Here is a 26,297-nt window from a genome sequence, read left to right on the forward strand (position 1 = left end):
TCTGGCGCTAAACATGGATGTGGCGATGGCGGGTCTTACTCTAGCCATCACTCTGCGCTAATCTACACGGCAGAGGGCCGGGTTAATGAGCAGTCAACAAACCTATCCAGAGGTGCGCAGGCGCCGGGTATTCTACATCCCCGGTTACGACCCGTTTCACCCGCGTCGATATCGCGAGCTTTATCGGACCGAAGGGAACGCTCAGGCTGCCATCTCGGGCTATGACATAGCCATCCGGGGTCGGACAGGGCGCGACCTTTATGGCTGGCATATTCGGTCCCAACAGGATGGCGCGTTGGTCGAGGCCGAGATTGATGTGCTGGTCTGGTCCGATCTCGTGCGTCAGAGCATGGCGCGTTCGATCCCCGCGACCTATCTGCAGCTTGCCCGCACTGCGTGGATTTATATCTCAACAGGAACGCTCTGGCGTTTGATGCAACTGCGCAAAGGGCCGGTGATCGCGGCGCTATACCCGGTGGGGATGCTGCTGCTGCAACTGATTGCAGCGCTGGGTCTTGCCTGGGCTTTATACGCCTTGTCGCATCCTCTGGTCGGAGGGTGGGGCCTGCCACTCGCGATAGGGGCAGCCTATGCGCTGCTTCATTGGTTTCGAAAGCTCGATAATCGGCTTTTTGCCTATTATCTGATGCATGACTACGCGCATTCTGCCCGACTGCGTGGGGCATATGCGCCCGAGATGAAGGAACGGCTGGCGCAATTCTCTGATCTGATCTCAGACGCCCTCGGCAGCGATTTGGATGAGGTGCTGGTCGTGGGCCATAGCTCGGGTGCTCATCTGGGCGTCTCGGTTCTGGCAGAGCTGTTGCGACGGCAAAAGGTCCCCGATGGCGGTCCGGTGCTGTCTTTCCTGACCTTGGGGCAGGTCGTTCCGATGGTTTCGTTCCTGCCGGCGGCCACCGGCTTACGTGCAGACCTGCGCTATCTGTCAGAACATCCCGATCTGACATGGGTGGACGTGTCCGCACCGGGGGATGGCTGCGCCTTTGCCTTATGCGACCCCGTGTCGGTCAGCGGGGTCGCGACCGCCGACAAACGAGGCCCTCTTGTTTTGTCGGCCGCCTTCACTCAAACCCTGTCAGCCGAGCGTTGGAGGCAACTGCGTTGGCGGTTCTTCCGTCTGCATTTTCAATATCTCTGCGCTTTTGACCATCCCGGAGACTACGACTATTTCCGCATCACCGCCGGGCCCCACACCTTGGCCAGCCGTTTTCAAGGCCGTGCGCCCTCGCAATCGCGGATCGAAAGGCCGGTATCAAAATACACATCGGTGCGCGTATGAGGCCGCCGAAGCCACAGGCACGACCGGACAAGGTCTCTTTGTGGCGGTATCTGCGCCTGTTCCGGCAGGATCTGTTATCCGCGCAACCTCAGCGGCTTTATCGCGCATGGATGGCCGAGTTTCGGACGCCGTTCTTTCGATCCTACATGATCAACCAGCCCGATCTGATCCGAACCGTGTTGAAAGACCGGCCAGATGCCTTTCCCAAATCCAACCGTATCAGCGAGGGGTTGCGTCCTTTGCTAGGGGAATCGGTTTTCCTGACCAATGGGGAGACCTGGAAGCGTCAGCGGCGGATCATTGACCCGGCGTTTGAAGGCGGTCGGCTGAAAGACAGCTTTCCAGCAATGGTCGCTGCGGCGCAGGCTTGCGCAGACCGTATGGGCGCACAAACCAGTCAGACGGTGGAATGCGAAGAGATCACCAGTCATGTGGCCGCCGATGTGATCTTCCGCACGCTGTTCTCGGTGCCGATTGACCATGCAGTCGCCGCGCAGGTGTTCGATAAATTCCGTACATATCAGCGCGCACAACCGCTGTTGAACCTTGCCGCGTTCATTCCGCTCCCGCGATGGATGCCGCGGCTTCATGCTCGCCAAACGCGTCAGACCGCGCGACAAATCCGCGATCTGATCGGTCGGTTGACCGGCGAACGCGCGACGGCGATCAAAGCGGGCGAGGCGCCGAATGATCTGGCGACAAAGATCATGACAACGCCGGACCCCGAGACAGGGAAATGCTTTGATACAGAGGAAATGATCGATCAGGTCGCGATCTTCTTCCTGGCCGGGCACGAAACCAGTGCATCGGCTCTCGCCTGGACTTTGTATCTGATGGCGCTCTACCCCGATTGGCAAGAGAAGGTGGCGGCAGAGGCGCAGGCGCTGGAATTTGCAGAATTCGCGGTGATGTCACAGCTTAAGCTCAGTCGCGATGTGTTCCGCGAAGCGCTGCGCCTTTACCCTCCGGTGCCTATGATGGTGCGAGAAACCACATGCCCGGAACAGTTCCGCAACCGGGACATTCCGCAGGGCGCTCAGATCGTGATCAGCCCTTGGCACCTGCACCGGCACGAGCGTCTGTGGGACAATCCAGACGATTTTGACCCCACCCGCTGGTCCACTGAAAACGGTCGGACTTGCCAGCGAGAGGCGTATATCCCGTTCTCTGCCGGTCCACGGGTCTGCACCGGCGCAGGCTTTGCCATGATCGAGGGGCCGCTGATCCTGTCGATGCTGCTGCGGCGCTATCGCTTTGAAACAATCCGGGGCAAAACGCCCATACCGGTCGCGCACCTGACCGTGCGATCGAAAGATGGCATATGGTTGCGGTTGATTGAGCGCTAACAAACTATCATCGCTCAGCCGCTTGCTGTATGCGGTTGGCAAATGCGGAATCATATTGAACGGGAAAGAGTTATGTCCAAGGCAGAACAGCGCGCGCAGATGTCCGATGGCGCAGGATTTATCGCAGCACTGGACCAGAGCGGCGGTTCAACCCCCAAGGCACTGGCGCTTTATGGCGTTGAGGCATCGGACTACAGCTCGGACGAAGAGATGTTCGGCGAAATCCAGAAAATGCGCGCCCGCATCATTCTGGCGGATGATTTCACCCGTGAAAAAGTGATCGGCGCAATCCTGTTCGAACGTACGCTGGGTGAAGAAATCGCAGGCAAGAAGGTTGCTGATTACCTGTGGTCCGCCAAGCAAATCGTGCCGTTCCTGAAGATCGACAAAGGCCTTGAGGAGCAGGCAAACGGCGTTCAGATGATGAAGCCGATTCCGGGCCTGGCCGAGACACTGGTCAAGGCCGAGGGCGTGTTTGGAACCAAGGAGCGCTCGGTCATTCACGAAGCCAACGCCGAAGGCATCGCCGCGGTTGTCGCGCAACAGTTCGAGGTTGCGCGCGTTGTAACCGATGCGGGCATGGTGCCGATTGTCGAGCCTGAGGTGAACATTCACTCGGAAACCAAGGCCGAGGCCGAGGATATTCTGAAAGCCGAGATCCTGAAGAACCTTGATCAACTGGCCGAAGGGCAAGAGGTCATGCTGAAGCTGACCATTCCGAGCCAGGCCAATTTGTATGATGCGCTAGCCGATCACCCCCGCGTTCTGCGCGTTGTGGCGCTGTCGGGCGGATATTCGACCGAGCAGGCCTGCGATCTGCTGGGTCAGAACGGCAAGATGATCGCTTCGTTCTCGCGTGCTTTGACGGAAGGTCTGTCCAAGCAGCAGTCGGATGCTGAATTCAATGCTGCATTGGGCGGGAATATCGACAAGATCTATCGCGCCTCGGTCTGATCATCAGACAGGTTTGGTGAATGAGCGGCGCAACTGCGCCGCTTTTTCACGTCCGATACATTCTTCGGCGTGGTCATTGACCAGACCCATGGCTTGCATGAAGGCAAACACGGTCGTCGGGCCAACGAATTTCCAGCCCCGTTTCTTCAAATCCTTCGACATGGCGATGGATTCAACAGAGGTTGAAGCGGTCTGCGGGGGCGGTGGAGTTTCGGGTTCGTATCTCCAGACATAAGCCGCAATTGAACCTTCTTCCGCCACCAGTTGTTGCGCGCGGTGGGCGTTGTTGATGACCGCCTCGATCTTTCCGCGATGCCTGATAATGCCGGAATCTTGCAGAAGGCGCTCAACATCTTCTTCCGTAAATGCGGCCATCTTGTTGAAATCAAAGCCGCAAAACGCCGCGCGAAAATTCTCGCGCTTGTTGAGAATGGTGCGCCAACTCAGACCGGATTGAAAACTCTCAAGGCACAGTTTCTCGAACAGTCGCTGGTCATCTGAGACCGGGTAGCCCCATTCTTCGTCATGGTAATCAAAGAACTCCGGGGCCGCCTGACACCAGGAACATCGTGGTTGACCGTCTGGACCCAATACCGTTTTGCTCATGAATGTACCCTTTTTGTTCTCGACGAGGTTACCCGGAAAGAGCTGTGAATGACAACCGTCAAACCTTGGCACGATACCAGTTCAGAACAAATACGCGAATGGCCGATGCAAGCCCGGTATCCGGGTCGCGATCCACGTCAATTTCAGCGGCCAAAGCGTTGATAGGTTGGTCTTTTTCTTCAGCGATATCGCGAAAGGCGCGCCAAAATTCATCCTCGAGGGATACCGAAGTTCGATGCCCTTTGAGGGTCAGAGAGCGTTTGACGGGCCGTCCGCTCATTCATCCAGCTCATGATTGTCGAGGTTGCGTTTCAGCTTGTCCTGCTGAAATTTAACAACGTCTTTTTCGGCCTTGGTGCGCCCAAAGGCTACAGAGTTCTGGTTTGCACGGGCCTTTTTCTCGGCCCGCGCTTTTTCCTTTCGATACCGGTTCAGATTAACCGGCTTGCCCATCAGTCTTTCGGGCCGATCATCTGTTCAGGGCGAACAACCGCGTCAAAGGTCGCTTCATCTACGAAGCCCAGCGCGATGGCTTCTTCCTTCAGCGTGGTGCCGTTTTTATGCGCCGTCTTGGCGACGGTGGTCGCATTGTCATAACCGATGGTCGGCGCCAGCGCGGTGACCAGCATCAGCGATTCCTTCATCAGCTTGTCGATGCGCGGCTCGTTGGCCTGAATGCCCAGCAGCATCCGTTCGGTGAAGCTGTCGGCGGCGTCGCCCAGCAATTGAATGGACTGCAGCAAGTTGTAGGACATCATCGGGTTGTAGACGTTCAGTTCAAAATGACCCTGCGACCCAGCGAAAGTCATCGCCGCGTTGTTGCCCATCACATGGGCCGCGACCTGCGTCAACGCTTCGGCCTGAGTCGGGTTCACTTTGCCGGGCATGATCGACGAGCCGGGCTCATTTTCGGGCAGGATCAACTCGCCCAGGCCCGAACGGGGGCCGGAACCGAGGAAACGGATATCATTCGCGATCTTGTAGCAGCTGCCCGCAATCGTCGCCAAAGCACCGGACAGGAAGACCATGGCGTCATGAGCGGCCAGTGCCTCGAATTTGTTCGGGGCAGTCACGAAAGGCAGGCCGGTGATTTCGGCCATATGACCCGCTACAGCTTCGCCCCAGCCGTTTTGAGTGTTCAGGCCGGTACCAACGGCCGTACCACCCTGGGCCAGTTCGTAAATTCCCGGCATCGCAGCATGAACACGGGCAATACCCTGACGGATCTGATGCGCATAGCCGCTGAACTCCTGACCCAAAGTCAGAGGTGTGGCGTCCTGCGTATGTGTCCGACCGATCTTAATGATGTCTTTGAACTCGTCGGCCTTCTGTTCCAGCCCCGAGGCCAGCTTTTCAAGGCCCGGCAGCAACACGTCGCGCACGCTGGTTGCGGTGGCGACGTGCATTGCGGTGGGGAACGTGTCGTTCGACGACTGGCCCATGTTGCAGTGATCGTTGGGATGCACCGGGTCTTTCGAACCGATCTCACCGCCCAGAATCTCGATGGCGCGGTTCGCAATCACTTCGTTCGAGTTCATATTCGACTGGGTGCCAGAGCCTGTCTGCCACACAACCAGCGGAAAGTTATCATCGAACTTGCCTTCGATCACCTCACCAGCCGCCTGAATGATCGCGTCGGCGATTGTGGCGTCCAGTTTGCCGGTGGCCTTGTTTTCCATCGCACAGGCCTTCTTGATCACGCCCAGCGCGCGCACAATGGCCACGGGCTGCTTTTCCCAACCGATGGGGAAGTTCATGATCGAACGCTGAGTCTGCGCGCCCCAATATTTATCGGCAGGAACTTCAAGCGGGCCAAAGCTGTCGGATTCGGTGCGGGTCTGAGACATCTGTCACTCCGTCGGGTATGCGATTGTATGCCGTTTAGCCTGAGCGACGCCAGGACGCAATCGGCCAGTTGCGCGCACCTTAAACGCCGCGTGTTCAAAGGTATAGACGAGGCGTCGGTACAAATATTTTCCGTTAGCGAAAACAGTGCCATTGTACGTGAGCGGGTGAAAGCTAAAATAGAAAGGTAACTCGCGTCGGAGGCAGTCATGCGTGTCACTGTTATTGGATCAGCTCTTTACGGGGTTTTGTTCGCGCTGGTCGCATCCGCGTGGCTGACCATGTCGGTGCAGCAGGCAGCGGCCAACTCTATCACGCCGTTTGTCGGCGACTATACCGGTTCGGCGGATGTGGTAGATTCCGACGGCACGGCGACCCCCCGGGACATGAGCGTTTCCATTCAGGAACTGAAAGGCGGGTTCAATATCAGCTGGACCACAACCACATATAAATCGGACGGTCGGGTCAAAGAGGGCAAATACTCGGTGGATTTCCAGGCCTCGGACCGCCCGGACGTTTATTCCGCAGCGATGAGGCGCAATGTGTTCGGCCATGAAGTTCCGCTGGATCCGATGAAGGGCGAACCCTTTGTCTGGGGACGGATCGAGGGCGAAACGTTGACCGTATTCTCACTGTTTATTGGTGAGACCGGAGATTATGAACTGCAGCAATTTGACCGGACCCTGGCCGAAGGCGGTTTGGATTTGTCATTCTCTCGGTTCCGAAACGGTGTGAAGTCCCGCTCGGTCGAGACTTTCCTGAAAAAACAGTAAACCCCGCATCAATGCGGGGTTTAAGCAGGTTTATTTTCGGAAACTGTCCAGCGACACCACATCGGCATCGTGCTGTGGTTCCGGGTCCTCCTCCGCGTCGACCTCGATCGGGGCTTCGGCAGGCAGATGATCCATCTCGTCCTCGTCTTCGGGGCTTTCGAAGCGCAGGCCGAACTCGACCGACGGATCAACAAAGGTTTTGATCGACAGATAGGGGATATAAAGCGGCTCGGGCGCATCCCCGAAGTTCAGCGTGATCGAAAACCCTTCTTCGCCGACCTCAAGGTTTTCGAACCAATGCTGCATGACGATGGTCATCTCATCCGGATACCGTTCACGCAGCCAATCGGCAATTTCGACACCGTCTTGCCGTGTATCGAATGTGATAAAGAAATGATGCGCGCCGGGCAGGCCGGTTTCCGACACGTCCCTCAGGACGGTCTTGATCAGGCCCCGCATGGCCGTGTGCATCAGATTCCCGTAGTCGATGTCTTCCGACATGGTTGATCCTTCGAAAGTGGTTGATCTCAGCATAAGGGATTCGAGCGGAAACGAAAGGCCGTGCTGGGCTGCATTGATTACAAAACCTGCAATCCAATCCCGGCCAGAACCATTATGCACAATGTGGCCGCTAAACCGGATTTCAGACGGAAAATCAACAGCCCGGCCGACAGTGTCAGGATCACGGCGTGGAAATTCAGCGTGCCCGGGTCTGGCAGAGGGATCGAAACCGGTCCCCGAGTCCAGCCAAGAATGTCGCCAAACAACACGTTCAGACCAAACCACACGGACAGGTTGAGAATCACCCCAACCACTGCGGCGGTGATTCCATGCATTGCTGCAGACAGGCGCGGTCGGGCGGCAATCCGTTCCAGATGGGGGGCGGCGAGGAAAATCCAGAGGAAACAGGGCACAAAGGTCGCCCACAACGCTACCGCTCCGGCTGCCAGGGCCAATGCGGCACCCCCGGCTAACTGGCCGCTCAGCATCGCGACGAACTGTGTCACCAGGATCAGGGGGCCGGGTGTGGTTTCGGCCAGTCCCAGTGCATCGATCATCTGATCGGTGCTGATCCACTGATAAGTCTCGACCACCGTTTGGGTCATGTAAGCCAGAACCGCATACGCACCGCCAAATGTGACCACGGCAAGCTTGGCAAAGAACCAGCCAAGGTCGCTGAGCAGTCTCTGATCACTCAGGTCCAGCAGAACCAGCGGGCCCAGCCATAAAGGCAGCCAGATCAGGCAGGTTCGAATGGGGTTCGACGCCGCAGGCAGCGACTCGGTCGGAGACATCGCAGTGGCTTTCGAGGTAGCATACCCCCACAGCGCTGCGCTCAGGATGATCAGGGGGAAGGGTAGGTTCAGAACAAAGATACCCAGGAAACCAAGCGCGGCAATCACCTTGTGCTCGGTGTCGGTGAGTGCTTTGCGAGACAGGTTCCGCAGAGCCTGTAAAACGATGATGATGACGGTCGCCTTGACCCCAAGAAAACCGGCCTGGACCAGTGGTAATGTACCGAAAGCGGCATAAAGCGCGACCAGAACCGCGATCACCAACGCACCGGGCAGGACGAAAAGGGTGCCGGCGATCAATCCTCCGACGACACCTCGCAAGCGCCAGCCGGCATATGTGGCCAGTTGCATCGCCTCGGGGCCGGGCAACAGCATGCACAGTGATAGCGCGCGCAGATATGTCTGTTCGTCCAACCATGAACGACGCTCGACAAGTTCCTGATGCATCAAGGAAATCTGGGCCGCGGGACCACCAAAGGACAGCAGTCCGATACGGCCGAAAACTCGGATAAGCTCGGAAATGCCCGGTGTCATTGCCCGTGTCCTGCAGGCCAGCTGTGGGTTTCCTCGAACCCGTCCCGGGCCCAGCGATAGAGCGCGTCATAGAGATGCAGGCCGGCTTTCAGCTGCTGTTGATCCTCGCGATATTGGCGGGACATTCCGACCGACAGGGCGAGCAACCCGGCAGCTTCGGGTGCCAGATCGTGCCGATCGGTGTCTGCCGCGCGGATCACATTCGCCATGCGGTCCAGCGCGGCAGTACGCAGATTGAATCCGTCCAGCATGGAGTCAAACGTGCAGGCATCGCCTTTATGGCTCCATTCGGCACCGTCGATATCGAAAGGCACCGCGCCAAAGTGTTGAACAACGCCCGAGATTTCCGAAGGTGCGACAAACAGGAAGCGGGCGCGAGTGTCTACAAATCGGCGGATCAGCCACGGGCAGGCGATTCGGTCAATCTTGGGTCTATGCCGCGTCACCCAGAGCGAACTTTCATCAACCAGAGCAGGCAGGGCCGAGGCGGGCACACTCGGGGCATCCGGCATATCGCGCCACGCGAACATACCGCCTTCCAAATATTCGGCCTGAAGCCATGAGACAACGCCCTGACTTAGCTTTTTGCCTTTCTGGCAGACAACCACGCATTGCGCGCCACCGATACGCTGTCCTATCCCGGCGAGATCCGAATAGCTCAAGCGAATGGCACCCGGGATCAGGTGAGGATCTTCCTCAAAATCCGGGTCGGTGCGTATATCGATGAGAACCGGTGCCTGAGGGGTGCCGATCAGGCGGGACAATTGACGGGGTGTAATTGCATTGGGGGCAGCCATAGCATGTTTCCTTTGTGTTTCGGATACATGCGAACTTGGGCTGCCGCCTCACGGGGTGTTCGCAAGCCAACCCCTTGTCCTTCTGCTAGCGTGGAAGGTTGCCATTGGTCAAGGCCCGCATCAGGCCCAGTCGAGCCGTTGTCCGGTCATACAGACGGGTAGGGTGTCCTGCGGAAACTGGCCCAATTGCTCAAAGAATGAAATGAAATCAAACTGGTTGTATGCCTCGACCATCTTGTCGTCCTTGAACCGGGCCATGACCTGTCCAGTCACCTCAAGCGGGGCGCCATTATCGGCGCGGCAGGTGCGGACATGCAGAATTCCGGACACCCAATCTCCGGTTTCGATGATTTTCGGCAGGTCGACCGAGATTTCACCAAGCACATGGCGGAAGGCCATGACCAAATCGCGGAAATCGTCAGCACCGACCTGCATTTCGGGGATCAACCCCTCGGCCAGTGTATCCGGGGCAAAGAACTGATCGATGGCGTCGACGTTGCCCTTTTCCCAAACCTCAGAATACCACGCGCGCAATCTGTCAGATTTCGACATCTCGACCCTCCTGTCTTTCAAGGGGAAGGATGGACCAGAGAGGTGAATAAACTCTGAATCTCAGCTGATTTATGCGCATTAAACAGACATAAGCGGAGAAATGCAGGTTTCTGTTGCCAGGTACCTGCGAACCCCGCCTTACGCGGCTAGGCGCAAGGGCTTAAGTTTCGGTCTTGTTACTGCTTACGCAGCAACTGCAACCGGAGCACGATTGTCGTTTGCAATTGTACTATTTTCGCCGGTAACGGTGGCAGACAGCCGAGACAAAGCTAACCCCTTTAGACGTTCGTCGATCCTGTTTCGGCCCCAAAATCCCCAAACGAAGGATGGTTGGTGGAGCCGCCGGGTACCGCCCCCGGGTCCGATCCGCTTATTACGAGCGCGTTTATGTCCATAGTCCCGAAGGACATCTCATATATAGGTGAGGATCGGGGGCGATGCAAACTCAGATTGGCAATCTGTACCTTTAATCAAACCAATGCTTTACGAAGCTTTGCTCATGTTGGCGAGGATCAACCACAGGGCCAGAACCAATTCGATTCCTCCAAAGGTCAGCGCTTTGACCAGCGGGGGGTTGTCTATCGCCACTGACACGAACCGGCCCAATGCAGCACCGGCATAGACCACGCCCAACATCACGTAAGCCATCGGATTGTTCAGCCATAACACCACGATTCCTGTGACAACAAACAGGCCGCCAACCGACGCGCGCATCTCGCTGAGACCCATGGTGCTGTTCGTGGGGGCCAAATCCAGCGCCGAGGCCGTGTGGGCCGGAGCCAGAAACCCGAAAAGACCAAAGCCAATGGTCAGAACCGCAGCCAGGGCATTCAGTGCATAGATCATATTGCCTCTCCGTCAGGCCGCGTATGCGGCGTCAAAGAAATCACGTTCCAGTTCGATGGCGCGATGAAACAGGCGCGTCACTTCGGCCTGTGCGTCCGCATCCAGCGTCGGCCAGGCCTTGTCCAGTTGCCCGCGCAGATATTCGACCACGCCCTCGAATCCTTCGCCTGCATGTAGCGTAATCCATTCCGCAAACCAGAACGGCAGGTCTTCTTTCGGTGGATTCACCGGGCTGGCCCAGCAAAGATAAGCCCATTCCGCCACCACCAGAACCGCCAGCATATTTTCGTACCGGCCCGAAGCTGCGGCCTGTGCCATCAGGTCTTGAAACGCCTTGGTACTAGGGGCCGGCTCGGTGATGGGGGTCGTGCCCAGCGCCTCCATCGCGCGCAGGAAATAGGTGTTTTCGGGGCCGGTGATCACCGCCAGAAACTGCGCGGCGGGCACGCAGTCGGCCAGGGTCGGGGCATGAGCGATGGCGCTGGCCAGCAATCGGGCGAACCCGCCGACGAATTGATAATCCTGTTGCAGGTACCAACGCATCTTGTCCTCAGGCAGGGTGCCCTGGGCCAGCTCGCCAGTGAACGCATGGCTGGTGGCGGCCTGCCAATCGACCATCCGGCCTTGTCGCAGCAAATCTGTAGGGCGCGCGGTGTCTGGCATTCGGGAACTCCTGAAATCTGTCCGCTGTCGACAAAGCGGCTTGATGGCTGAAATACAAGGTGCTTACAGGAAATTGAAACCTTACAAAGCCGACCACAGGCCCAGAATGCCGACAAGGATCAGGCTGAGCGCCCAGATCAGTTCCAGATTGAACCAACTGCGAGACAGGAATTGCAGCCCCAACCAGCGATAGACGGCAAAGGCCAGAAGTCCTCCACCCAGAATCATCGCCGCAGTATGAAGCGCAGCTACAGCCAAAACGATGAACCCGTTTGTCGTCATGATTTCAGAGATCGCCCTGTGACCGGCATCCAACTCGTCCAGACCACACAGGCCCAGATAGATCGGCACCAGCATCAAGGCGGCGCCGTGGGCGAGCGCGACCAGAAAGGACCACAGCGCCAGGCGGCTGGGAGGGATGCGCGACAGGAAACGGGGGTGACTGCGGGTGAGCGCGATGTAGAGGCCCATGGCAATCACGATCAGCGCCGCTCCGATGCGGATTTCTCGCTGATAATCGACCAGCACCGCCATCAGGGCAAAAGGCAGCAATACCCCCAGCATTGCCACGAAATGCCCGCCGGCAAGGGCCGCGAGGGCGCGCCAGAGGGCGGATTGGCGTTGCTCCATCAAGGCGGACGACACCGCCAGCGGCCAACCCATTCCGGGGTTCATCCCGTGATAGGCACCGCTGAGGATAACGGCCAGCCAGAGGCCAGCCGTCGATGTCATCAGAACCTCCAACTCAGACCGATGGGTAACAGAAGCTGTCGGTAGAACAGTCACCACCCTCAAGGCGGATCTGATGGCTGCGATAGCCTTTGGGGAATTCGACCCAGAACTTGGGATCAAGCGTCAGGCCACCGTTTTCGCCCACATCCGCCTTGACCATCGCCGCCCCACCTTCTTCGGGATAGAACTGATCGTCCCATGTGGAATAGAGCGAATTGGTCCAGTAGACGCGTTTGCCGTCTCGACTGATCTCGACCATCTGCGGGCCATAGCCGAAGGTCTGACCGTTGGGATGTTTGGTTTTCTTCACGATCCCGCCGATTTCAACCTTGCCGGCAAGCTTGGGGTTCATCGGGTCCGACACATCGTACTGGTGCATCTCGCCAATACCCCAGCAGGCGACATAGAGGTACTTGTCATCAAGGCTGAGGTCGATATCCGTGACCAGAGGCGGCACGGCGGCAAAGCCCTTCAGAAGCTCTGGCAGGTCGTCCGGATCAGCGGGTTGGGGATCGATGGTGATGGTTTTCTTGGCCTCAAACGTACCATCATCATTGCGCCACCATGTGAAAATCGCGCCCTGAAGGTTGGTTGTATCCACGACGACGCCACAGAACCCATGTTGCTTGACCGGGTCGTGAGCAGGCCGGATTTCCAGCGCCATCTGATGGTTCTCACCCAGATCGATGGTCTGGATATTGGTGCGGCTGCGCAGGTTCCAGAAGTGGATGCTGTGGCCGTATTTGTTCGACAGCAAATCCTCGGCCACCAACCCATTCTCGAACTGCGGCGGCAGCGCCCATTCGGAACTGACCATGTAGTCGCGCGGAAGGTTCCACCAGAAATCATAGTGCTTGTCCTGCACACCGCGCTCGATCTCGTAGCGACCGATGATCTCGAAGCTTTCGCAATCCATTATGAAAATACCCGGAGGGCCGTCGGTGCCGTCTGCACCACCGCCGCCAAGCGTGCTGACATAGATGCCCTCGGGGCCGCAGTGGATCGTATGGGGGCGGGAATACCCTGTCTTTGCAAAGACTTCCTCGGGTTCGATGATCTTGTGTATCTTGGCCTCAAGCGGGTTTTTCACGTCAATGATATAGATACGGCTGGACCGGATGCCCGGAATGATAAGATACCGGCGTTCCAGAAACGCATGGCCGCTGAGCGGTGATAGTGCCGAAGAACAGGCGTTCCAGCCAAAGTGATGAAATTCATCACCTTTTTCCGGCATGATGACCTGATGAACGATCTTGCCATAGTCATCCGATGTCGGGTCGACGTTCACGACAGCCAGCCCGTCCGGTTGCGAAAAATCGGGGCTGAGCATGAGTGTGAAGGCCAGTGTCTCGGTGGGGCCTTCCATTGCCAGCTTGGCGGATGGATAAAATGTTGGGTCCGGTCTTTGGTTCATAACGTCCTCCCGTAAGTCATTGATCTTCAATTCATAGTGAGAGTTCCGGTCTTATTGCCGGATGTCATGTAGCCTGCTCGGGGTCCTCTTTGGTTCTTATGCGGGTTTGCGCCGCTGTTCGGCGACATCATGCGCCAATTGTCTTGTATAGCTTTCCAGTTTGACCAGCGCGGCATCCACGGTCGCCGCATCGCCGGCCTCCAGCCCGTCGGCGATGTCGGTGTGCAGGGCGATGATCTCTTCGCGCGACCGCGCTGTAAAGGTGATCATGTTCATCAAGGGTTGCATGGCTTCGACTGCGCCCGCAAGCTGGTAGGATAATACCGGATTGCCTGCCCCATCAACCAGCGCTCGGTGGAAGGCTACGTCCGACGCACAGAAGGCCTCATCTGTCAGGCCCGGTTGAGACTGCCGGAAGATCTCGGCCCGCATCGTTGCCAACTGATCTGCGGTGCGGCGCTGCGCCGAAAGTGAGGCACAGGCGCGTTCCAGCGCATAGCGGGCCTCGCAGGCCGTATCGAAGCTGACGGCGTTCATCGACAGCAGCAGGGTCGAGGTCGTGATCTGCTGAGAATAGGCGTCCTCAAAGTTCAGCCGGTTCACGAACGCACCGCCCGACGCGCCGCGTTGTGTTCGGATCAAGGACTGCGCCGCAAGCCGTTTCAACGCCTCGCGTACCGTCGAACGCGAAACCTGAAACTGATCGGCGAGCTCTGATTCAGACGGCAGCCTTTCATCCACGATCAACCGGCCAGACATAATTGCATCCCGGATCGCCTGGGCAATTTGGGCCGACAGATCAACAGGTCTTTGCGGGTCGATTTTCATGGTCTTTGTCTGCAGTCGTGAATTTTTATTTGTCTGACATTTAAAAGTCTGACATTTGAAAAGCAAGGGAGTTGAGTCGGGAGAGGCAAGTGAGTCGCTCAGTTTTCCGCAGCGCGCTTTGGTTGGGCTTCTACATCACGATCCTTTGGGCGTGGTGGATGATGTTCAGCATGAGCCGCGATATGGATCTGGACTGGATCGGCAGACCGGGCCCGATGGGGCAGGCCATGGCCGCGATGGACCCGCGCATGGACATGTATATGCCCATGGCCGAATTTGGTCTGCTGTTCTGGATGTGGGCAATCATGATGGCGGCGATGATGCTGCCAACGCTGGTGCCCACCTTGCGCAGCTATGATGACCTGATCCGCAGCGCAAATGGAACGCGGGCAGGGTGGCTGGGCGTGTTGTCCGGTTATTTCATCGTCTGGGTCGGTTTTGCAGCTCTGATCACCGGCCTTCAACTGGCCCTGTTGTTTGGGGGTGCGGTTGATATGCTGGGCATTGCCAAATCACCCTATCTGGCAGGAGGGCTGCTGATTGCGGTCGGTGCTTTCCAGTTCACCCGCGCGAAAGAGGTCTGTCATGGGGTTTGCCATGCGCCGATGACCTATTTCCTGGGGCATTGGAAGACCGGTTTCGCGGGCGGGCTGCATATGGGGCTGGGGCTGGGCGCGTTCTGCGTTGGTTGCTGCTGGGGCTTCATGGCGCTCGGCTTTGTTGGCGGCGTCATGAGCTTGTTGTGGATGGGGCTCGCGACCCTGTTCATGGTGTTGGAGAAACTTCCTCAGATCGGGCACGCGGTAACGCGACCCATGGGGTTCGCGCTGATTGCGGGCGGTTTTGGACTGCTGGCGTATCACATTGCATACGGAGGATAAGCCGATGGCAAAGAACAGAAAACCGGAATCGGACAAGCTACCGATCAGTCAGCGGATCGACAGCCGGATGCCAAATCCCAAGCGCCGTGAAATGAGCCCGACCGATTGGGCCATCAAGGGTGAGCTGATCCTGAACTGTTCCTGCGATGTATTCTGTCCCTGCGTGGTGTCGCTGGGCGCGCACCCTCCGACAGAGGGGCATTGCCACGCTTGGATGGGTGTCATCATTGATGACGGCCATTATGAAGGCGAAGACCTGTCGGGCCTGAATGTGGGTTTGTTGGTCGATATCCCGGGCCGTATGGGAGAGGGCCAGTGGAAGGTCGCGGCCTATGTGGACGAGCGCGCAAGCGGCAAGGCCTATAATGGACTGCTGCAGATATTCAGCGGTCAGGCAGGCGGCACCACCGGTTTGTTCACCATGCTGGTCAGTGAAATCATCGGGGCCGAGCGGGCCCCTGTCGTGATCGAACGTGACGGCACCAAGCGGCGCATCGTAATCGGGCGCAAGATTCAGGGCGAGATCGAGATGCTGGCGGGTAAGGACCCCGAGCATCCGGTGATGGTGTCGAACTCGAAATACTGGATGGGGCCCGATATCATTGTTGCACGCGGCACCAAGTCGAAAGTGCGCGATTATGGCCGGGTGTGGGATTTCGGGGGCAAGTCCGCCGAAATCTGTCCGATCGACTGGCACGGGCCCAAGTGATGATCACCGGGGCCTTTGCACGCGAGATGGCCCGCTATGGTCATTGGCAAAACAATCAGTTGGCGGGATTTCTTCAAGCATTACCCCCCGAGGTTCTGTCTCGGGATCGGGGCGCGTTTTTTGGCTCGATTATGGGGACGGCAAACCACTTGCTATGGGGCGACTGGATCTGGATCTCTCGGTTCGACAAGGGGCAAGGGCCAGGTGGCGGTATACCCGAGAGTGTCTCGCTCTGCGCTGATCTGGCCGAATGGCTGCCGCTGCGCGACAAGATCGACGCACGGATCGCTGAATGGGCCGGGACGTTGGCTGACGATCTTCTGACTGGCGATTTCACCTGGTACTCGGCGGCGAAAGAAGCTGATGTCACAAAACCTTACGCGCAATGCGTCATCCACATGTTCAACCACCAGACCCATCACAGGGGCCAGTTGCATCAGATGCTGACCGAAGTCGGCTCGGGCGCGCCGGTGAGTGATCTGGTCTTTTTGCCTCAGGAGGTCTGAGTGCCCCAGATATCGTTATCCCGGCGGTTGCGGCGGACGCCGTTTTCAGATGGCGTGGAAGCGGCCGGTGTCAAAGCTTACACGGTCTATAACAGGATGCTGCTGCCTACCGTGTTTGATAGCGTCGAGGCGGACTACCGGCATTTGAAAACCGATGTTCAGGTCTGGGATGTGGCCTGCGAGCGACAGGTAGAGTTGCGCGGCCCCGATGCGACACGTCTGATGCAGATGCTGACCCCGCGTGATCTGCGGGGAATGCTGCCCGGTCAGTGCTTTTATGTGCCCATCGTGGATGAAACCGGGGGGATGCTGAACGATCCGGTTGCGGTGAAATTGTCGGACGACCGGTGGTGGATTTCAATTGCCGACAGCGATTTGCTGCTTTGGGTCAAGGGGGTGGCGAACGGTTATCGTCTGGATGTTCTGGTGGACGAGCCGGACGTCTCTCCGTTGGCGATTCAGGGTCCGAAAGCCGATGATCTGATGGCGCGGGTGTTTGGGGATCGGGTGCGAGACATTCGTTTCTTCAAATTCGATATGTTCCAGTTTGAAGGGCGGGATCTGGCCGTGGCGCGCTCGGGCTATTCGAAACAGGGCGGGTTCGAGATTTATGTCGAGGGCGGCGATATCGGTATGCCGCTCTGGAATGCTCTTTTTGCGCAGGGTGAGGATCTGAACGTGCGCGCCGGATGCCCAAATCTGATCGAGCGGATCGAGGGTGGTTTGTTGTCCTACGGAAACGACATGACCGACGACAACACGCCGCATGAATGTGGCTTGGGCAAGTTTTGCAATACGCATACGGCCATCGGCTGCATCGGGCGAGATGCTTTATTGCGGGTGGCAAAAGAAGGTCCAGTGCAGCAGATCAGACCGATAGAGATTGCGGGGGACGCCGTGCCCCCATGTGATCGGCCGTGGCCGATTTATGGCGGCGGGAAACAGGTGGGTCAGGTGACCTCGGCCGCTTGGTCGCCGGATTTCAGCACCAATGTCTCGATTGGGATGGTGCGGCTGAGCCATTGGGACGCGGGCACCGCGCTTGAGGTTGAGACGCCTGATGGGGTGCGGGGTGCAGTTGTAAGGGACGGGTTCTGGATTTGACCGGAGGAGGGGGCTCTGCCCCCGTCGCTGCGCGACTCCCCCGAGATATTTTTGGCCAGATGAAGCAGCGGATCTGGTTTTGGGAAACAGGAAGGATGTCAGATGTTTAACGCATTGGTGATGGACAGAGATGAAGAGAGCGGGCTGGCAAGCGCGTCGGTCAGACAGATCAGCGAGAGCGATCTGCCGTCGGGCGAGGTGACAGTGGCCGTGGAATATTCGACTGTGAATTATAAGGATGGATTGTGCATGTCGCCCAAGGGGGGCGGATTGGTGCGCAGTTACCCTCATATCCCCGGAATCGATTATGCCGGAACGGTCGAGGCGTCGTCGGATGAACGATACAAGCCCGGCGACAAGGTTGTGCTGACCGGTTGGCGTGTGGGCGAGGCGCATTGGGGCGGCTATTCGCAGAAGGCCAATGCGCGAGCGGATTGGCTGGTGCCTCTGCCCGATGGTTTGACCGCGCGTCAGGCGATGGCGGTGGGGACCGCCGGTTTTACCGCGATGCTGGCGGTTATGGCGCTGGAAGATCACGGGCTGGAGCCTGGGCATGGTCCCGTCCTGGTAACCGGTGCCGCTGGGGGCGTTGGGTCGGTCGCGACGGCTATTCTGGCGCATCTGGGATATGAGGTTGCTGCGGTTACCGGGCGCCCGGAGACGGCGGAGTATCTCAAGTCTCTGGGGGCGACCACGATCGTACCGCGGGATGAATTGAATGAGACCACCAAGCGCCCGTTGGAAAGTGAATCCTGGTCAGGCTGTGTGGATGCCGTAGGCGGTGCGATGTTGGCACGTGTCTTGGGGCAGATGAAATATGGCGCATCGGTAGCGGCTGTGGGCTTGGCTGGCGGTGCGGCGCTGCCCGCCACCGTGATTCCCTTCTTACTGCGTGGGGTGAACCTGCTGGGGATCGACAGTGTGATGCAGCCTTATGACAACCGTGTTCGTGCGTGGCAGCGTATCGCGACCGATCTGCCGATGGATAAGCTTGAGGCGATGGTGCATCCGGCGACCCTGTCTGATCTGCCCGGATTGGGGGCGGATATTTTGCAGGGTCAGGTCAAGGGGCGGGTTGTCGTCGACGTCAACGCCTGATCAAATACAGACCAAATGCTGGTCAGGCAGTCGCCCTGACCGGCGTTGATGGCAGGGCCAGAGGCGGAATGCAGGAAACAGTTCTGGTCATTGCCACAATTCCTGACCATGATTGCTATACATCCCAATTGTGATGGCTTATGACCCATCTCAACAGCACCTGAATACGGGGAGTGAGCAGCATGTCTGACGATTTCGAACTGGATACCGATGATCTGAAACGCCGCATGGACGGCGCAATGGCCAACCTCAAAACCGAATTTGCCTCGCTTCGGACCGGGCGGGCGTCGGCCTCGATGCTCGAGCCGGTGATGGTGGACGCCTACGGCTCGATGACGCCGATCAATCAGGTTGGAACGGTGAACGTGCCCGAGCCGCGGATGGTGACCGTGAATGTCTGGGACAAGTCGCTGGTGGGCAAGGTTGAAAAGGCGATCCGAGAAAGCGGGCTTGGCATTAACCCGCAGCTGAACGGCACCATTATCATGCTGCCGATCCCTGAATTGAACGAAGAACGCCGCCGCGAGCTTGGCAAGGTTGCCGGACAATATGCTGAAAGCGCACGCGTTTCGATCCGTAATGTCCGGCGCGACGGCATGGATCAGATCAAGAAGGGCAAAGCCGATGGCCTGTCCGAGGATGACCAGAAGCTGTGGGAAGCCGAGGTTCAGGACCTGACCGACTTGATGATCAAGGCGGTTGATGAGGCGCTTGAGACCAAACAAGCTGAGATCATGCAGGTCTGAGCCTGATCATGCCGAAAGATCCTCATACAGCGCTTGAAACAGGGCCGCGCCATGTGGCCATCATCATGGATGGGAATGGCCGTTGGGCGCAGGCACGTGGTCGGCCCCGGCTGTTTGGCCACCATGCGGGCGCACGGCGCGTTCGAGAGGTTGTTGAGGCCTGTCCAGGTTTGGGGATCAAGTATCTGACGGTGTTTGCGTTTTCGACGGAAAACTGGAAACGCACGCAGGTTGAAGTGGCCGGGCTGATGAGCCTGTTTCGCCGCTATATCACCAAAGAAACCAAGACGCTGAAGGATAACGGCATCCGGGTGCGGTTCATTGGGGATCGTGTGCGTCTGGATGCGAAACTGACCGATCTGATGGACTCGCTGGAACGTGAGACACAGGATAACGATCTGGTTCATCTTACTGTTGCGCTGAATTACGGTGGTCGGGATGAGGTGGCGCGCGCCACCAAACGTCTGGCTTGTGACGTGGCTGAGGGACGTCTGCGTCCCGAAGATGTGGATGAAGAGACCCTGCCTAAGTATCTGGATACACGCGTTCTTCCTGATCCGGATCTGGTTATCCGTACCAGCGGTGAGGCGCGGATTTCAAACTTCCTTCTCTGGCAGTCGGCCTATTCCGAGTATGAATTCATCGACACTCTGTGGCCGGATTTCACGGCTGCCGAGCTTGAACGCCTCTGCCAAAGCTATGGTTTGCGGGAGCGGCGGTTCGGGGCGGTTCCGGCATGAGTGACGACCGATGGTCTGATCTGACAACCCGGATTCTGTCGGCTGCGGTTCTTGTCATTGTTGGTTCCGTCGAAGTCTGGCTGGGTGGCCTTTGGTTCGAGGTATTCATCGCGTTGGCCTGCGGGCTGATGACATGGGAGCTCGTGCGCATCATCGACCCCGAACGTCAGGGCGTTGCCATTCAACTGGCAATCCTGACGGGGTTTGCGGTCGTCCTTAGCTTTCATCTGCCGCCGCTTTACAAACTGCCATTTTTGCTGGCACCGGCCTTGGTTGGGGCTGGGCAGATGCGGCAGGCGCGTGGTCTTTATGTAGTGTTTGCCTTTTGGATAGCCGCCTCGGGGTTGGGCTTTATTTCGATCCGTGAAAACATGGGGTTTGGCTGGATGGTTTGGCTGATCCTTGTGGTGGTCGCCACCGACATAGCCGGGTATTTTGTGGGCAAGACACTGGGCGGCCCGAAGTTCTGGCCTAAGGTTAGTCCCAAGAAAACATGGTCCGGCACGGTTGGCGGCTGGGTCGCTGCCGCGTTGGTTGGTACCGTCTTTGCCGTCTACGCAGGGTTTGGGATCGCGTTCGTTCTTGTATCCGTTCTCGCTTCGATGGCCAGTCAGGCTGGGGATATTGTGGAAAGTGCGGTGAAACGAAAGTTCGGGGTCAAGGACAGTTCAAACCTGATCCCCGGCCACGGAGGATTCCTGGATCGCTTTGACGGCATGATGGGCGCGGCGGTCTTTGTGCTGATCGCAGGGTTGATTTACGCGCCCGGAGGCATGTGATGCGGAAAGTGTCGATATTCGGAGCGACCGGATCGATTGGGCAGAACACCATCGATCTGATCGCAAGGCACGCCGACGCCTACGATGTCGTGGCGCTGACCGGCGGCAGCAATATTGCCCAACTGGCGCAGGACGCCAAGCGGCTGGGCGCAGATATCGCGGTGACTGCATTTGAAGACAGGCTGGACGATCTGCGCGCCGCGCTGGCGGGCAGCGAAGTGCAGGCTGCAGCCGGACAGGCGGCCCTGATCGAAGCGGGCGCGCGCCCGGCGGATTGGGTCATGTCGGCCATCGTCGGCGCGGCGGGGTTGGCGCCAGGGATCGAAGCGCTCAAACAGGGAGCGACCCTTGCCTTGGCCAACAAGGAGACACTTGTCTGTGCCGGGCCATTGGTGTTGGACACCGCCCGAACACATGGCGCGCGGCTATTGCCAGTCGACAGCGAGCATTCAGCGGTGTTTCAAGCTCTTGCTGGCGAAGACCTCAGCACAGTCGAGCGGATTATCATTACCGCCAGTGGAGGGGCGTTTCGCGATTGGCCGATGGCCGATCTGTCCCGCGCAACAGTCGAACAGGCGTCGAGTCATCCGAACTGGGACATGGGGCAGAGGATCACTATCGACAGTGCTTCGATGTTTAATAAAGCGTTGGAAGTGATAGAAACCAAAGAATACTTTGGCGTCGATCCTGCCCGGATCGAAGTTCTGGTTCATCCTGAATCCATCGTTCATGCGCTGGTCGGGTTTCAGGATGGGGCCTTAATGGCACATTTGGGGGCGCCGGATATGCGCCATGCCATCGGCTATGCACTGCATTGGCCGGAGCGGCGCAATCTGCCGGTCGAACGGCTGGACCTCGCCAAACTGGGGCAGTTGCGTTTTGTAACACCGGATGAGGCGCGCTATCCCGCCTTGCGCCTGGCCCGAGAGGTCATGGAGCGTGGCGGCCTGTCAGGTGCCATCTTCAACGCCGCCAAGGAACGGGCACTGGATCACTTCATCAAAGGCCGGATCGGCTTTCTGGACATGGCAGATACGGTGGCCGCGATACTTGATCGTTTTGAGGCCTCGGACGGCCTTATTGATGCCCCTTTGACCCTTGATAACGTACAGCAAACGGACCATCTGACACGGAAATGGGTCGATGAAACCGCTTTGCAACGAGCAGGATAAACACCTTTGGATATACTCTCTCTGATTCCGCAATTCGGCAATCTTCTCTATACGATCATTGCTTTTGTTGTGGCCCTGTCCGTGATCGTCGCGGTGCATGAATACGGGCATTACATCGTGGGCCGCTGGTCCGGCATCCATGCCGAGGTGTTTTCGCTCGGCTTCGGTCCGGTGCTCTGGAGCCGGGTCGATAAGCGCGGTACCCGTTGGCAGATCGCGCTCTTGCCCTTTGGTGGTTACGTCAAGTTTCTGGGGGATGCCAACGCGGCCTCTGGCAAAGACGAAGAGGCGATGGAAGTGATCGCCGAACGAACCCCGGAAGAGCTGCGGCGGACCATGCATGGCGCCCCGCTTTGGGCGCGCGCGGCAACTGTTGCGGCGGGGCCGGTTTTCAATTTCGCGATGTCCATTCTGGTGTTCGGCCTGATCTATTGGTCTCAGGGTGTCTCGCGTGAACCACTGACCGTTGGTGCGCTGCAACCGCTGCCAGGTACAGAGCAGGGGCTGCAGGAGGGTGATGAGATCATCGCAATCGCCGGCATTCAGACCCCTGATTTCGATGATCAGAGCAATTGGTCGGACTTTATCGATGCTTTGCCCGTACAGCCTGAACTGGATTATACCGTCATCCGCGATGGTGAGACTGTGAATGTTCAGGCACCCTGGCTGTTTCCGCCTCTGATTCAACAGGTTACACCGCGCAGCGCAGCGATGGATATCCAGTTGCAGCAAGGCGATGTGATCACCGCTGTCGACGGTGATCCGATTTTTGCCTTTGGTCAGTTGAAAGAACATGTTGAGGGGTCGAATGGCCGGGCATTGTTACTGACAGTCTGGCGCGACGGGGCGGATCTTGATTTCGCGCTGGCACCACGCCGGACGGATGAGCCGAAACCCGATGGCGGTTTCGTAACCCATTGGCGCATCGGAATCGTTGGCGGAATGATGATCGAGCCTGAAACGGTTCCGGCGGGACTTTGGGATTCGCTGCAGGGTGGAGTGGTTCAGTCCGGGCGCATCATTCAGGGCTCACTCTCGGGCATGTGGCATATGATCACCGGCGCGATCAGCACCTGCAACATTTCAGGCCCGATCGGGATCGCCGAGGTATCCGGTGCGATGGCCAGTCAGGGCGCACAAAGCTTTGTTTTCTTCATTGCGGTTTTGTCGACGGCGGTTGGTTTACTGAACCTGTTCCCAATCCCGGCATTGGATGGCGGCCATCTGGTGTTTTATGCCTATGAGGCGGTATCCGGCAAACCACCCAGCGATAAGGCGCTGCGCGTGCTGATGGGGATTGGGGTAACGCTGATCCTGTCTTTGATGCTGTTCTCAGTCACCAACGATTTGTTCTGCTGAATAAGGCGGAACTGGCACGGTTCGGACGCAATCTTGCCGCAATTCAAGCCTATGCTCTTGGGTGCTTTCGTATGAATGGACTCAAGAGCGATGACCAGAGCGTTACAGAAATCCTATCAGGGCTTCAGCCACCTGTTTCTTTTGAATTGGGATGTCCTGCTTAGCTTCGGGGTGACCGCTTTGGCGCTTGCGGTTGGTGGATACATCGTCGGCTTGTGATTCTTGCAGACTGACGCTGACTTCTAAGAACGGCCTGCGGGCCGTTTTTTGCATTTTGCACTTTTGACATGATGCCACAATCGGGCTACTCAGCACCTAAAGTCTGAAAATTCTGGGTAGTGACAAAAATGACTGACGGCAGAGGCACGGGCACATACTGCGGCTCACGCGGGCGGCAAAGCAATATTTTGTGGCAGGCACTAGTATTCTTTTTCTTCTTTGCAATCCCGGGCTTGTTGGTTCTTCCACAACCGGTGCTAGCGCAGTCATACACGATCAACAGCTTCGAAGTTGAGGGCAATCGACGGATCCAAACCTCGACGATAATCTCTCGAACAGGAATCGAACCGGGACAGACCGTCACCGCCGGACAACTGAACGACGCCTTTCAGCGTTTGCTTGACAGTGGTGTTTTTGAGACAGTCGAACTGACGCCGCGCGGCAATACTCTGGTCATCGAAGTCGCGGAATACCCTACAATCAACCAGATCAGCATCGAGGGAAACCGCCGCGTCAAGGATGACGTGCTGCTGGATGCGATCTCTTCTGAAACCCGCCGGGTCTTTACCCCTCAGGTCGCCGAGGCCGATGCGGATCTGATTGCCGAGATTTATTCGGCGCAGGGCAGGGTTTCGGCCACGGTTATCCCGCGCATCATCCGCCGCAGCGACAACCGGGTGGATCTGGTGTTTGAAGTCGCCGAAGGGACAACCATCGAAGTTGAGCGCGTCAGCTTTGTCGGTAACCGCGCTTATTCCGATCGTCGGCTGCGTCGCGTGCTGGAAACCAAACAGGCCAACGTTCTGCGCACTTTCCTGCGGGGCGATACCTTCATTGCCGACCGGATCGAGTTCGACAAACAGGTGATCCGCGACTTCTATCTGTCGCGCGGCTATGTCGATTTCCGCGTCAACAGTGCAAATGTGGAATTCACCCGCGAACGGGACGCGTTTTTCCTGGTGATGAATATCACTGAAGGTCAGCGCTTCTCATTCGGTCAGATCTCTACGGTGAGTGAGATCCCGGGCGTGGACGCCGCGCCCTATCAGGAAGCGCTTAAGATCAAGCCGGGGGTAATCTATTCGCCAACGCTGGTCGAAAACTCGATCGCGCGGATGGAACGCCTGGGGCTGAAGAACGGTGTCGATTTTCTGCGGGTCGAGCCGCGGGTGACGCGCAATCCGCGCGATTTGACGCTGGATGTACAGTTCGTATTGACCCGCGGTCCGCGCATCTTTGTTGAACGGATCGACATTGAGGGCAACACCACCACGCTGGACCGGGTGATCCGTCGTCAATTCGACACAGTTGAAGGTGACCCGTTCAACCCGCGTGAGATTAGGCAGAGCGCCGAGCGGATCCGCGCACTTGGTTTCTTCTCGGTCGCTGATGTGGACACACGCGAAGGTTCGTCGCCCAGCCAGGTCATCGTTGACGTGGATGTGGAAGAGCAGCCCACCGGCTCGCTGAGCCTTGGTGGTAGCTATTCGGTCTCGGATGGTTTCGGAATCGCGATTGGTCTGAGCGAGTCCAATTTCCTGGGCCGGGGCCAGACTCTGGGTGTCACTCTGTCGACCGCACAGGACTCGGAGCAGTATGCAATCAACTTTACCGAACCATACCTGCTTGGCCGTAAGTTGCGCTTTGATCTTGGGTTGGGGCTGTCTACAACGAATTCAAGCTTCGCCAGCTACGATACGAAAACGGTCTTCTTCAATCCGCAACTCAGCTATGCGATTGGCGAGCTGTCCTCACTGCGCTTGCGCTATGGCTGGAATCGTAGCGAGATGACGCAGCAAAGCGGTCAGACCAACGGTGCGGTGATCGCATCGGAAATCGATCAGGGAAAACGGACTTCCAGCTCGTTCGGTGTTTCTTATGTCTATGACAGCCGTCTTGGCGGCCTGAATCCCACAGCAGGTGTTCTGTTTGAACTGGGGGTTGATGCGGCAGGACTGGGCGGCGACAACGAATATATCAAGTCAACCGCGCGTGCGATCGCTCAGAAGCGGGTCCTGAACGAAGAAGTGGTACTGCGGGCAAGCCTTGAATTGGGTGCGTTGCATTGGACCGGGAACGACTTCAGCCGGACTATCGATCGTTTCGTTCTTGGTCCCAACACCTTCCGTGGCTTCGAACCCGCCGGTATCGGCCCGCGGGATCAGTCGAACGGTCAGGATGATGCTATCGGCGGCAACTACTACTGGGTGGCGCGATTTGAATCGGACTTCCCTTTGGGCCTGCCCGAGGAACTGGGTCTGCGGGGCGGCGTATTCTATGACGTCGGAAACCTCTACAATATCGACAACGTGAATACCTCGGGCGCCGATATCGTTGGAGCGAACGGATCAATTCGCCACGTCATCGGTGTTTCAGTTCTGTGGACCACGCCTTTTGGCCCGCTGCGCTTCAATTTCTCAAAGGCGCTCAAGAAAGAGGAATTTGACAACGAACAGAGCTTTGACCTGACTATTCAGGCTCAGTTCTGATCCGCGAATG

General features: G+C 57.7%; 29 protein-coding genes and 1 other RNA gene. 16 read left to right on the forward strand and 14 right to left on the reverse strand.

The window, feature by feature from the left end:
• The first annotated feature begins 85 nt into the window (after nt 1-85).
• The 3 genes from ACR0K9_RS04765 (at nt 86) to ACR0K9_RS04775 (ending at nt 3,600) form a co-directional block, all read left to right on the forward strand.
• Complete coding sequence (locus tag ACR0K9_RS04765; protein WP_480821187.1) at nt 86-1,300, forward strand: hypothetical protein; 1,215 nt, start codon at nt 86-88, stop codon at nt 1,298-1,300.
• Nucleotides 1,297-2,646 carry a cytochrome P450 gene (locus ACR0K9_RS04770; protein ID WP_480821189.1) on the forward strand — a complete coding sequence of 450 codons (1,350 nt, stop codon included), beginning with the start codon at nt 1,297-1,299 and terminating at the stop codon, nt 2,644-2,646. Before ACR0K9_RS04765 ends, ACR0K9_RS04770 begins: the two co-directional genes overlap by 4 nt.
• Nucleotides 2,647-2,718: 72 nt before the next feature.
• Nucleotides 2,719-3,600, forward strand: a complete 882-nt coding sequence (locus ACR0K9_RS04775; RefSeq protein WP_480821191.1) for a fructose bisphosphate aldolase — start codon at nt 2,719-2,721, stop codon at nt 3,598-3,600.
• A gap of 3 nt (nt 3,601-3,603) precedes the next feature.
• On the opposite strand, the gene ACR0K9_RS04780 is transcribed toward ACR0K9_RS04775, so the two are convergent.
• The 4 genes from ACR0K9_RS04780 to fumC are packed head-to-tail and all read right to left on the reverse strand — an operon-like array spanning nt 3,604 to nt 6,053.
• Nucleotides 3,604-4,206, reverse strand: a complete 603-nt coding sequence (locus tag ACR0K9_RS04780; protein ID WP_480821193.1) for a DNA-3-methyladenine glycosylase I — start codon at nt 4,204-4,206, stop codon at nt 3,604-3,606.
• Nucleotides 4,207-4,264: 58 nt separating this feature from the next.
• Complete coding sequence (locus ACR0K9_RS04785) at nt 4,265-4,486, reverse strand: ribbon-helix-helix domain-containing protein (protein WP_480821195.1); 222 nt, start codon at nt 4,484-4,486, stop codon at nt 4,265-4,267.
• Nucleotides 4,483-4,659: a DUF4169 family protein gene (locus tag ACR0K9_RS04790; RefSeq protein WP_480821197.1), complete on the reverse strand. Its 177-nt coding sequence runs from the start codon at nt 4,657-4,659 to the stop codon at nt 4,483-4,485. Before ACR0K9_RS04790 ends, ACR0K9_RS04785 begins: the two co-directional genes overlap by 4 nt.
• Complete coding sequence (gene fumC, locus ACR0K9_RS04795) at nt 4,659-6,053, reverse strand: class II fumarate hydratase (protein WP_480532515.1); 1,395 nt, start codon at nt 6,051-6,053, stop codon at nt 4,659-4,661. Before fumC ends, ACR0K9_RS04790 begins: the two co-directional genes overlap by 1 nt.
• A 207-nt stretch (nt 6,054-6,260) precedes the next feature.
• Here fumC and ACR0K9_RS04800 point away from each other — a divergent pair, with 207 nt between their 5' ends.
• Complete coding sequence (locus ACR0K9_RS04800; protein WP_480821199.1) at nt 6,261-6,824, forward strand: hypothetical protein; 564 nt, start codon at nt 6,261-6,263, stop codon at nt 6,822-6,824.
• Between the two features lie 30 nt (nt 6,825-6,854).
• On the opposite strand, the gene ACR0K9_RS04805 is transcribed toward ACR0K9_RS04800, so the two are convergent.
• From ACR0K9_RS04805 to ACR0K9_RS04850, 10 genes are all read right to left on the reverse strand, one after another.
• The gene (locus ACR0K9_RS04805; protein ID WP_480821201.1) at nt 6,855-7,325 is read right to left on the reverse strand and encodes an SspB family protein; all 471 of its coding nucleotides are present in this window, start codon (nt 7,323-7,325) and stop codon (nt 6,855-6,857) included.
• Nucleotides 7,326-7,402: 77 nt separating this feature from the next.
• Nucleotides 7,403-8,653, reverse strand: a complete 1,251-nt coding sequence (gene chrA / locus ACR0K9_RS04810) for a chromate efflux transporter (protein WP_480821203.1) — start codon at nt 8,651-8,653, stop codon at nt 7,403-7,405.
• Nucleotides 8,650-9,450 (reverse strand): chromate resistance protein ChrB domain-containing protein, encoded by an 801-nt coding sequence (locus ACR0K9_RS04815; protein WP_480821205.1) that lies wholly within the window; start codon nt 9,448-9,450, stop codon nt 8,650-8,652. The genes chrA and ACR0K9_RS04815 overlap by 4 nt, the downstream gene beginning before the upstream one ends.
• Before the next feature lie 120 nt (nt 9,451-9,570).
• Nucleotides 9,571-10,002, reverse strand: coding sequence for an ester cyclase (locus tag ACR0K9_RS04820; RefSeq protein WP_480532505.1), 432 nt, complete (start codon nt 10,000-10,002; stop codon nt 9,571-9,573).
• A 99-nt stretch (nt 10,003-10,101) separates the two neighbouring features.
• Nucleotides 10,102-10,449, reverse strand: a transfer-messenger RNA (tmRNA) gene (ssrA, locus tag ACR0K9_RS04825).
• Nucleotides 10,450-10,485: 36 nt separating this feature from the next.
• Nucleotides 10,486-10,848 carry a DUF4345 family protein gene (locus tag ACR0K9_RS04830; protein ID WP_480532503.1) on the reverse strand — a complete coding sequence of 121 codons (363 nt, stop codon included), beginning with the start codon at nt 10,846-10,848 and terminating at the stop codon, nt 10,486-10,488.
• Nucleotides 10,849-10,860: 12 nt separating this feature from the next.
• Nucleotides 10,861-11,511, reverse strand: coding sequence for a TenA family protein (locus ACR0K9_RS04835; protein WP_480821207.1), 651 nt, complete (start codon nt 11,509-11,511; stop codon nt 10,861-10,863).
• Nucleotides 11,512-11,592: 81 nt separating this feature from the next.
• Nucleotides 11,593-12,243, reverse strand: coding sequence for a hypothetical protein (locus ACR0K9_RS04840; RefSeq protein ID WP_480821209.1), 651 nt, complete (start codon nt 12,241-12,243; stop codon nt 11,593-11,595).
• Between the two features lie 13 nt (nt 12,244-12,256).
• Nucleotides 12,257-13,657 carry a selenium-binding protein SBP56-related protein gene (locus ACR0K9_RS04845; RefSeq protein WP_480821211.1) on the reverse strand — a complete coding sequence of 467 codons (1,401 nt, stop codon included), beginning with the start codon at nt 13,655-13,657 and terminating at the stop codon, nt 12,257-12,259.
• 96 nt (nt 13,658-13,753) lie between these two features.
• Nucleotides 13,754-14,485, reverse strand: a complete 732-nt coding sequence (locus tag ACR0K9_RS04850) for a FadR/GntR family transcriptional regulator (RefSeq protein WP_480821213.1) — start codon at nt 14,483-14,485, stop codon at nt 13,754-13,756.
• Between the two features lie 89 nt (nt 14,486-14,574).
• Between ACR0K9_RS04850 and ACR0K9_RS04855 the strand changes: the two genes are divergently transcribed.
• The 12 genes from ACR0K9_RS04855 to bamA all read left to right on the forward strand — a co-directional run bounded on the left by ACR0K9_RS04855 (nt 14,575) and on the right by bamA (nt 26,287).
• A complete protein-coding gene (locus ACR0K9_RS04855) occupies nt 14,575-15,366 on the forward strand; it encodes a DUF2182 domain-containing protein (protein ID WP_480821215.1) in 792 nt (263 codons plus the stop codon).
• Between the two features lie 4 nt (nt 15,367-15,370).
• Nucleotides 15,371-16,075, forward strand: coding sequence for a DUF1326 domain-containing protein (locus ACR0K9_RS04860; protein WP_480821217.1), 705 nt, complete (start codon nt 15,371-15,373; stop codon nt 16,073-16,075).
• Nucleotides 16,075-16,581, forward strand: coding sequence for a DinB family protein (locus ACR0K9_RS04865; protein WP_480821219.1), 507 nt, complete (start codon nt 16,075-16,077; stop codon nt 16,579-16,581). The genes ACR0K9_RS04860 and ACR0K9_RS04865 overlap by 1 nt, the downstream gene beginning before the upstream one ends.
• Nucleotides 16,582-17,685 (forward strand): dimethylsulfoniopropionate demethylase, encoded by a 1,104-nt coding sequence (locus tag ACR0K9_RS04870; RefSeq protein ID WP_480821221.1) that lies wholly within the window; start codon nt 16,582-16,584, stop codon nt 17,683-17,685.
• Nucleotides 17,686-17,787: 102 nt separating this feature from the next.
• Nucleotides 17,788-18,783, forward strand: a complete 996-nt coding sequence (acuI, locus tag ACR0K9_RS04875; RefSeq protein ID WP_480821223.1) for an acryloyl-CoA reductase — start codon at nt 17,788-17,790, stop codon at nt 18,781-18,783.
• A gap of 182 nt (nt 18,784-18,965) precedes the next feature.
• Nucleotides 18,966-19,529, forward strand: coding sequence for a ribosome recycling factor (frr, locus tag ACR0K9_RS04880; RefSeq protein ID WP_480532483.1), 564 nt, complete (start codon nt 18,966-18,968; stop codon nt 19,527-19,529).
• Between the two features lie 8 nt (nt 19,530-19,537).
• Nucleotides 19,538-20,269 carry an isoprenyl transferase gene (locus tag ACR0K9_RS04885; RefSeq protein WP_480821225.1) on the forward strand — a complete coding sequence of 244 codons (732 nt, stop codon included), beginning with the start codon at nt 19,538-19,540 and terminating at the stop codon, nt 20,267-20,269.
• Nucleotides 20,266-21,048 carry a phosphatidate cytidylyltransferase gene (locus tag ACR0K9_RS04890; RefSeq protein ID WP_480821227.1) on the forward strand — a complete coding sequence of 261 codons (783 nt, stop codon included), beginning with the start codon at nt 20,266-20,268 and terminating at the stop codon, nt 21,046-21,048. Before ACR0K9_RS04885 ends, ACR0K9_RS04890 begins: the two co-directional genes overlap by 4 nt.
• Complete coding sequence (gene dxr / locus ACR0K9_RS04895) at nt 21,048-22,220, forward strand: 1-deoxy-D-xylulose-5-phosphate reductoisomerase (protein ID WP_480821229.1); 1,173 nt, start codon at nt 21,048-21,050, stop codon at nt 22,218-22,220. Before ACR0K9_RS04890 ends, dxr begins: the two co-directional genes overlap by 1 nt.
• Before the next feature lie 6 nt (nt 22,221-22,226).
• Nucleotides 22,227-23,579 carry an RIP metalloprotease RseP gene (rseP, locus tag ACR0K9_RS04900; protein WP_480821231.1) on the forward strand — a complete coding sequence of 451 codons (1,353 nt, stop codon included), beginning with the start codon at nt 22,227-22,229 and terminating at the stop codon, nt 23,577-23,579.
• A 90-nt stretch (nt 23,580-23,669) separates the two neighbouring features.
• Entirely contained in the window at nt 23,670-23,798 is a 129-nt protein-coding gene (locus tag ACR0K9_RS04905; protein ID WP_480532473.1) for a hypothetical protein, read from the forward strand.
• Nucleotides 23,799-23,926: 128 nt separating this feature from the next.
• The gene (bamA, locus tag ACR0K9_RS04910; RefSeq protein WP_480821233.1) at nt 23,927-26,287 is read left to right on the forward strand and encodes an outer membrane protein assembly factor BamA; all 2,361 of its coding nucleotides are present in this window, start codon (nt 23,927-23,929) and stop codon (nt 26,285-26,287) included.
• Nucleotides 26,288-26,297: the final 10 nt, after the last annotated feature.

Source organism: Ruegeria sp. L12 (genome assembly GCF_056531745.1).

What these genes read in the sequence shown, in the direction of transcription:
- ACR0K9_RS04765 (WP_480821187.1), top strand. Translation starts at nt 86, where the DNA reads ATGAGCAGTCAACAAACCTATCCAGAGGTGCGCAGGCGCCGGGTATTC.
- ACR0K9_RS04770 (WP_480821189.1), top strand. Translation starts at nt 1,297, where the DNA reads ATGAGGCCGCCGAAGCCACAGGCACGACCGGACAAGGTCTCTTTGTGG.
- ACR0K9_RS04775 (WP_480821191.1), top strand. Translation starts at nt 2,719, where the DNA reads ATGTCCAAGGCAGAACAGCGCGCGCAGATGTCCGATGGCGCAGGATTT.
- ACR0K9_RS04780 (WP_480821193.1), bottom strand. Translation starts at nt 4,206, where the DNA reads ATGAGCAAAACGGTATTGGGTCCAGACGGTCAACCACGATGTTCCTGG.
- ACR0K9_RS04785 (WP_480821195.1), bottom strand. Translation starts at nt 4,486, where the DNA reads ATGAGCGGACGGCCCGTCAAACGCTCTCTGACCCTCAAAGGGCATCGA.
- ACR0K9_RS04790 (WP_480821197.1), bottom strand. Translation starts at nt 4,659, where the DNA reads ATGGGCAAGCCGGTTAATCTGAACCGGTATCGAAAGGAAAAAGCGCGG.
- fumC (WP_480532515.1), bottom strand. Translation starts at nt 6,053, where the DNA reads ATGTCTCAGACCCGCACCGAATCCGACAGCTTTGGCCCGCTTGAAGTT.
- ACR0K9_RS04800 (WP_480821199.1), top strand. Translation starts at nt 6,261, where the DNA reads ATGCGTGTCACTGTTATTGGATCAGCTCTTTACGGGGTTTTGTTCGCG.
- ACR0K9_RS04805 (WP_480821201.1), bottom strand. Translation starts at nt 7,325, where the DNA reads ATGTCGGAAGACATCGACTACGGGAATCTGATGCACACGGCCATGCGG.
- chrA (WP_480821203.1), bottom strand. Translation starts at nt 8,653, where the DNA reads ATGACACCGGGCATTTCCGAGCTTATCCGAGTTTTCGGCCGTATCGGA.
- ACR0K9_RS04815 (WP_480821205.1), bottom strand. Translation starts at nt 9,450, where the DNA reads ATGGCTGCCCCCAATGCAATTACACCCCGTCAATTGTCCCGCCTGATC.
- ACR0K9_RS04820 (WP_480532505.1), bottom strand. Translation starts at nt 10,002, where the DNA reads ATGTCGAAATCTGACAGATTGCGCGCGTGGTATTCTGAGGTTTGGGAA.
- ACR0K9_RS04830 (WP_480532503.1), bottom strand. Translation starts at nt 10,848, where the DNA reads ATGATCTATGCACTGAATGCCCTGGCTGCGGTTCTGACCATTGGCTTT.
- ACR0K9_RS04835 (WP_480821207.1), bottom strand. Translation starts at nt 11,511, where the DNA reads ATGCCAGACACCGCGCGCCCTACAGATTTGCTGCGACAAGGCCGGATG.
- ACR0K9_RS04840 (WP_480821209.1), bottom strand. Translation starts at nt 12,243, where the DNA reads ATGACATCGACGGCTGGCCTCTGGCTGGCCGTTATCCTCAGCGGTGCC.
- ACR0K9_RS04845 (WP_480821211.1), bottom strand. Translation starts at nt 13,657, where the DNA reads ATGAACCAAAGACCGGACCCAACATTTTATCCATCCGCCAAGCTGGCA.
- ACR0K9_RS04850 (WP_480821213.1), bottom strand. Translation starts at nt 14,485, where the DNA reads ATGAAAATCGACCCGCAAAGACCTGTTGATCTGTCGGCCCAAATTGCC.
- ACR0K9_RS04860 (WP_480821217.1), top strand. Translation starts at nt 15,371, where the DNA reads ATGGCAAAGAACAGAAAACCGGAATCGGACAAGCTACCGATCAGTCAG.
- ACR0K9_RS04865 (WP_480821219.1), top strand. Translation starts at nt 16,075, where the DNA reads ATGATCACCGGGGCCTTTGCACGCGAGATGGCCCGCTATGGTCATTGG.
- acuI (WP_480821223.1), top strand. Translation starts at nt 17,788, where the DNA reads ATGTTTAACGCATTGGTGATGGACAGAGATGAAGAGAGCGGGCTGGCA.
- frr (WP_480532483.1), top strand. Translation starts at nt 18,966, where the DNA reads ATGTCTGACGATTTCGAACTGGATACCGATGATCTGAAACGCCGCATG.
- ACR0K9_RS04885 (WP_480821225.1), top strand. Translation starts at nt 19,538, where the DNA reads ATGCCGAAAGATCCTCATACAGCGCTTGAAACAGGGCCGCGCCATGTG.
- ACR0K9_RS04890 (WP_480821227.1), top strand. Translation starts at nt 20,266, where the DNA reads ATGAGTGACGACCGATGGTCTGATCTGACAACCCGGATTCTGTCGGCT.
- dxr (WP_480821229.1), top strand. Translation starts at nt 21,048, where the DNA reads ATGCGGAAAGTGTCGATATTCGGAGCGACCGGATCGATTGGGCAGAAC.
- ACR0K9_RS04905 (WP_480532473.1), top strand. Translation starts at nt 23,670, where the DNA reads ATGACCAGAGCGTTACAGAAATCCTATCAGGGCTTCAGCCACCTGTTT.
- bamA (WP_480821233.1), top strand. Translation starts at nt 23,927, where the DNA reads ATGACTGACGGCAGAGGCACGGGCACATACTGCGGCTCACGCGGGCGG.